The organism is Bartonella sp. CE47NXGY (assembly GCF_042195415.1).
Lineage (GTDB): Bacteria > Pseudomonadota > Alphaproteobacteria > Rhizobiales > Rhizobiaceae > Bartonella.
Window position 1 is genome coordinate 98312 of record NZ_JBHIOI010000005.1, and the last position, 6463, is coordinate 104774.

A 6463-nucleotide genomic window follows, 5' to 3' on the forward strand; every position below is an offset into this window, starting at 1 on the left:
AAAGAAACACAAAACAATAATGATGGAATGGGTAATATATTTGAACAAGTCAGGAAGCATCATGATAAAAAACGCGATGAAAAAAACAAGAATTAAATGATGAAGGATGTATAGTATGCGAGACAGAAATAGTATTCAAAACTAAGACGGGTAAGGGGTAGTAAAATTTCGTGCGGAATTTGTTTATATAAAGGATGGTAAAATAAACATTGGAGAAGTAAAAACGGGAAAGAATGCTAAATTAAGTGAAAACTAAAAGATTTTGAAAGAAGCATATAAAAAAGGAAATGCTGAGTCCACAAAAGGAAAATTTATAATTTTTTTAAAGATAACAAATAGTTATTAGAGGCATATCAAGAATCGTTCAAAGATTTTAAAGGAAGTGATAAAGAATTAAACCAAGCTAGTAAAAAATGGGTTAAAGAACAATTGAGTAATAAGTTAGACAAAACCGACATTAACGTTTTTCATTATCCAGGACTTTTTGAATGAAAGTGAATAGCGATGCAGACCAAAAACGTAACAGAGATGTTAAAAACGCTTGGCTGGGAACCTTATCGTGCTGAAGATGCTAGTATGTTTGCGCATTATCATCTTCCCGATCGCATTGTAGGCATTAGTTATGATGTTGTAGATTATGGAGATGATGGGGGAAAGTTTCGGCTATCGGCTAATCTTACCACTGCTGCTTATTGCCTTGCTTGGGAATATGCTAGTGGTGAAGTATCACAGGATAAGTATGAAGATACGCTGTTTTCTGAGAAAGAGGATTTCGATGTTACAGCTTCAGATCTTTCAGAAAGCCATGTTAAGGAATCTTTAAATAGGGTTATCGCTTGGGCGCAAGCACAAGATATTGAACAAAAATTACGTGAAAAAGCAGCTAATCATTCTGCTGTTGCAGAAGCATTACTTGGTGATATTGATGCTTTAAAAAGTTCTAAATTTACACCCCAATTACATGTACCAGAATTTGCAGATTACAAAACAATAGGGTGGATTGAGCGCCTCATTCTTTTTGCGCAAGCTTATAAAAACGGGGAGTTAGATGACATTTTAGCGCGTAAAAAACCTAAACAGTGGTCGATGAGTCTTACAGCAGCAACTCGCATTTTTAAAATTCAAGGGTGGTTTGCCACAGAGCTTGGGAAAATGTGGTTGGTTTTGCCGGATCGTTTTATTAAGTTAGATTTTGGCTTTGTACATCTCTATGATCAGTATAATGTTCATCTCGAAGCTGAAATATCTAATGAAGAGATTTCTTTGGCTTGCTTGTATATTCATTTTTGTGGACAACGTAATCTTGTACAACCTATGGATATTTATCGATCTTTTAATACGATTGGAGGGGAGAATTTTCGAGGGGTTGATAAAGGAATTGATATTTGTATAGAGATATTGAATGAGCAAGAGTTGACAAAAATCTCTGAGCGGATAATGCAATGGGCACGTGCCCAAGATTTACAAGCATCAATAGAAAGCAAAACGCTTATCCAAAAATATAGCTATTATCCAGCTGTGATTTGGCATTTGGCTTGTTTAGCATTGAAAGGTCAAATTGATGTCCTAAAATCCTATCAAGATTCTATCGCAGAGGGTAAGCTACCTGACCATTTGCAAAATCTTGATAAAGAACTGGAGGGGTATGTTAACCATGCCGTTAAATTTGCTGAAAAACATCTGAAAATCCTTAATGAGCGAGAGGCAGCAGAAGCACATCTTAGTCCACAAGTTTTGATTACTTTCAATAAAGTTGCAGAGCAATTAAAAGAAATGGGGTGGACAGTTTATCGTGATAAAGACTACAATCGCAATGCTTATTTTATAAGTAAAGACCGTATCATCAATATAATGTATAACCTTCAAAGTGATGAAGAAGAGCCGATTGTTGCATTTAAGGCTTCCCTTTCAACACTTGGCTTTTCTTCTGCTCATAAAGAGATTTTCTATAATATGCCTCAATATATAGCCCTCAAAGAAGAAGTAGAAGAAGTTTATACAGTTTCTAGTACTGAATTGGCTGAAGACAAGGTGAAACAGATCAGTGCGGATATTCTTGAATGGGCTGATCGGCAAAATATTAATCAAATCATTTATGATTATGCAGCTTTGCCAACAAACAGTGAATATGATCTTATAATGCACCATTTTATTGCGCTTATTCTTATTGGGGATGTTGAAAAGCTCAAATCTTACAAGGAGAATTTTAGAAAGGGAAATTCTTTAGGTTTTGTGAAGGGTGTCACGAAGTACATAATCGACAATGCTCTTACGCTTGCACGGTGTTATCGAGCAGGTTTTCCTAAAAATGCTCCGATTTTAAGCTTGGATCCGCAAACAGCATCTGTTGCTTCCAAAACTATTGCTGTTGAGGCGACAGAGGAAGCGGATGACACTGATGATCATCTTACCATGGAAAGTGCTCATGCACTTTTAAAAAGCTTAGGCTGGTTAACCGAGAAAATCAATGAGAATGACCATATGGCAAGCTATCAATTGGCTGATCGTGAAGTAGATATTCTTTATAACGACGAAGTTGCCAAAGATTGCCCGCAATTTGATAGCGCCTTTATGATTAGTACCGGTATTCTTTCCGCTGCTTGTAAATTCATTGATCCTACCCACACGGAAGATATTCCAGATATACAGCTTAATTTTGAAGCCAAGGGATTAGAAATCTTTGAACCAGAAGTCACTACGGATCGTTTAACACAGGCGCTTGATGATGCGCTAGAATGGTCAGTCAAAGAGATTGACCTTTTTAAAAGGCTACGCTCTGATTATGGCACTGTTCCTTGGCAACGGGATGCAACATCTAAAGCAAACGATACGGATTATGCTTTACTTCATTTTGGCGCTCTTGCTTTATTGGGTGATGTTGAGACCTTACAATCTTATCAGAAAAGCTTTACGGCAGGTGATCACCTAGGCTTTGACGAGAGCACCAACAAAAACCACCTTGAACGTGCATTAGCTTTAGCCAAAGAAGTAGCAAAGGTGAAGCAAGTGAGCTACGCTTTGATTGAACGGGTAGCAAAAGATTTTGATGATCACTCAGAGCTTTCTAGCGAGGAATAACCTCGCTCTTGGAAGGAGAGTTTATTTAAGTCTATTTAGAACAAAGAATAAATTGATTATTTTGAAAAAATCGAGGGGATTATGAATCATGAAATGGATAAAGAAAAAAAGTATGGGGGCAGCTGAGCCGGTGGAATTTAAAAGTCAAAAAGTTTATCAGGAAGATGAACTGTTTGAGCCTGAAACAGTTTCTTCTTGGAAAGAAGAAGGACAGATAGTAACGGGTACAAATGTGGAAAGAATGGTATCAGGAAGAGCACCTATTGGAGTCGATTTTAGACCTATTATGTTACATCCTGTGACACAAGAACAAGATAGTCCTCTCGTTGAGGTTCTCTACTCATTTTATCAAGGCAGGAGTTTGGTTGCTCCTATGAATCCAAAGACAAATTTTATCAGAAAAGTTATTTGTTGGATTTCAAAAAAAATTCCTAAGTAGGAAAAAAGAAAGAGTAATTATTGCAAATATTGAAATAATATCCCTAAAAGGTGCTCTCTAAACTTTAATGATCACCTCCTTTAATTCCATCATATATTGTAAATGCGAGATGATTGTACAGAGACAGATGAGAAAAGAGCTCCGTCAAGAACATATCTCTTATGATTTTATCAATCTCATCTCAATTCCATTGGCTAGAGTAGAAAAAGATTGATCATTAGAAACACTCATTATGAGTAAAAACACGCTGTGACTTATGGAGAAAAATTTATGAAAAGTTATACTTTATCAGATGTTGCACAATATGTTGATATGCATAGTCATGTTATTAATTTTGGTACTCAAGATAATGCACCTGATGAGGTGCGGATTAAAACAGCTGAGAACACTCTTGGTTTACAATTTACCTCTTCCTATAAGAATTTTTTAAAAAATTATGGAGGAGGAGAAATTGGAGGTGAAGAAATATTCAGTATTTATGAAATCTTCGCAGGTATTCCTGCTGGTGATATTGTTTACCGAAATTTGCTCGATAGAAGAGATGGCTTTACGGCTCCCAAACAACTTGTTATCTGCACAACTGATTTTGGTGAAACCTTTTATTTTGATTATACGCAGTTTCGGGATGGTGAATGCCCACTCTATCTTAAGTATACATCTGAAGATTCCGAATATTACGCGAGTAATTTTTATGAATTTCTCTGCAAAAGAATTAAAGAGTATGCAGGGGAAGATTCATGAAAACTTATACCTTAGATGATGTTATACAACTAGTTGATAAATAGGATAATTGCGATTTATTGCTTGTTATGAAAACATCTAAAAAGAGATTGATCATTATAAAGATTAGCAAAATCCCTTTTAATAGACCGTGTCAGTGTTGTCAGTTCTTTTTAGAGCCTATATTATTTTTTTAAATGAGTAAAAATTAAAAACTTTATATTTCAATAGGTTAGTATTTTAAAAACATAACTCATATCAAGAGTACAATCTTTAAAGATAACCAATGATGTGAGTTGAATAAAACTTATCAGTTATGTGTCAGTAAATTGAACTGACAAAATAGATTATTTTAGTGAGTAATTAACGCGTGTCTTATGAAAAGCGTATGAAAGTAAAAACTGATTACGTTATTAAAATCCCTTTTATGAATTTTATCAGTTCATTTGAATAGATAAACTTATGATTTAGAGAATGATTAAGACGTGCTTTATAAAAAGCATATGATCCTTTAAAGCCTTTCAAAAGAAAGGGGTTATAATCATAAGAAATGTTATCAAGACTATTGTGGTTATGAGTTTTGAGGTTTTTGAGTATTCCTTTTGACCCCCTTTATATATTTTTTTAATAAACAACCTATATCAAGATACAACCTATAAACACAACCCACGATATATTTTTGAAGGTATTTTGAGGGTTTGAGAAACCTTCAAAGCCTATAAGTAATATAAGAAAATGAATATACATAACTCTCTTTAAACAAAGCTTTTGAAAACAATAAAGCTATCATTTTAGATTACGGTATAAGCTTTGCAATCCAAAATACAGTGTTTTAAAAGTCAAATGATTTCTTTTTAGAATAACGCATGATAAATTATCCTTTTAAAGATTGTATGTAAGCTATTTATAAAGGGGGTATAGAGCCTATAGGTATAAGACCTTATACCCCTTTGTGAGTTTAGCATGCCAAGTCTATTCAGTTCCTCTTATTTCTAATTTTGGTAGTTTTTTCACGATTTTCATTGTTTCTAAACTTACGCTAATAACCCTTTGAAACAAATCCAATGGATAAGCAGGATTTCCAACGGTTTTAACAGCATAGTGATTGGCATCATTAACAATGCCACTCTTTTTATCTGTCTTTACACATTGATGCCCCATAATCCATTCAAGAGCGGGCTTGCCATTGACGATATACTCATAAGCTTCAAGAGGGATATCTGTTATTATAAATAACAGTGGTTTAATTTTTCTCTTTACCTGCTTTTGCGAATTCCATTTCAGTCACGTAATAAAACTTTTCGGAATTAGGGATATCAGTTAATTTGGGATTACCCTTTTTAAAGGTCACTGGATAAGGCTCTACATCTTCATAATTCACGTGCAAATGATCCAGTTCATGCCCTGTTACAACAGAGCTCCGTTTTCATATGAGGGGGTTAATTCTTATCAAAAGAATCAAAACGAAGCTTATTAAATCCATTTTGAATGAATAGTGAGAAAACTGGAAAAAATGCTAAAAAAGCCGATAATTTTTTCAAAAGGGTTTTTAAAGGTACTTATCCACAGCCCATGGCATAGGATAAGATCAGCAAAGTAGTGAAATTTGCTGTTTATTTTATGGAAAAAAGACAAATGAAGCATGTGCTTTTAAAATATCATAATGATTATTTTGATAGGTTTTATGAATCACTAAAATAATCTAGTTTGTTAGTTCAATTTACAGACACAAACTGACAAATATATATTATTGATTGTATTTAAGGTTGTATTGTCGATATAGGTTGTATCGTTAAAATGCTAACCTATTGAAATATAATGTTTTTAATTTTCTCTCATTTAAAAAAATAATATAGGCTCTAAAAAGAACTGACAAGACTGACAAAACTCTTCTGATAAGATCACTCAGATCATTTGCTTTTGGAAAAAAGTTCCTTGATGAGAATGCCATAAAAAGAGTTTTGCGTGATTGTCTTGAAAGGCTCTCAAAGAGATTTCTTATTGTTTTCTATGATGGTTTTTGACGACAGAATGTGCTTGATAGCACGATGTCTCGTTTATATGCGTGTTGAGTGGTTTAGAGGAGCTGGAGAGTGAATTTATCTCTAATTATTGATAAATATATTGTAGCATTAAACTGGGGATATTAATGTATTAACCATTGACGGGCTAAACAGTTTTGTTTAGAGGTTTTTCCATAGAAATGTGGGGGAGAGATCTTCAGCA

3 protein-coding genes and 1 pseudogene are annotated in these 6463 nt (G+C 34.2%); 3 read left to right on the forward strand and 1 reads right to left on the reverse strand.

From position 1 onward, the window contains the following. Nucleotides 1–504 precede the first annotated feature (504 nt). From ACFIL3_RS03495 to ACFIL3_RS03505, 3 genes are all read left to right on the forward strand, one after another. Entirely contained in the window at nucleotides 505–3078 is a 2574-nt protein-coding gene (locus ACFIL3_RS03495; protein ID WP_375629699.1) for a DUF6990 domain-containing protein, read from the forward strand. Between the two features lie 88 nt (nucleotides 3079–3166). Continuing rightward, nucleotides 3167–3517 carry an HNH/ENDO VII family nuclease gene (locus ACFIL3_RS03500; protein WP_375618707.1) on the forward strand — a complete coding sequence of 117 codons (351 nt, stop codon included), beginning with the start codon at nucleotides 3167–3169 and terminating at the stop codon, nucleotides 3515–3517. Nucleotides 3518–3787: 270 nt separating this feature from the next. Further along, on the forward strand, nucleotides 3788–4258 hold the full coding sequence (locus tag ACFIL3_RS03505; protein ID WP_375675818.1) for an SMI1/KNR4 family protein: 471 nt from the start codon (nucleotides 3788–3790) through the stop codon (nucleotides 4256–4258). Between the two features lie 951 nt (nucleotides 4259–5209). On the opposite strand, the pseudogene ACFIL3_RS03510 reads toward ACFIL3_RS03505, so the two are convergent. Next, nucleotides 5210–5651: pseudogene (locus ACFIL3_RS03510) on the reverse strand (type ISP restriction/modification enzyme); the annotation flags it as partial. Between the last annotated feature and the right edge of the window lie 812 nt (nucleotides 5652–6463).

Excerpts from the sequence above, each read along its gene's own strand:
- ACFIL3_RS03500 (WP_375618707.1), top strand. The coding sequence starts at position 3,167 with ATGAAATGGATAAAGAAAAAAAGTATGGGGGCAGCTGAGCCGGTGGAA.
- ACFIL3_RS03495 (WP_375629699.1), top strand. The coding sequence starts at position 505 with ATGCAGACCAAAAACGTAACAGAGATGTTAAAAACGCTTGGCTGGGAA.
- ACFIL3_RS03505 (WP_375675818.1), top strand. The coding sequence starts at position 3,788 with ATGAAAAGTTATACTTTATCAGATGTTGCACAATATGTTGATATGCAT.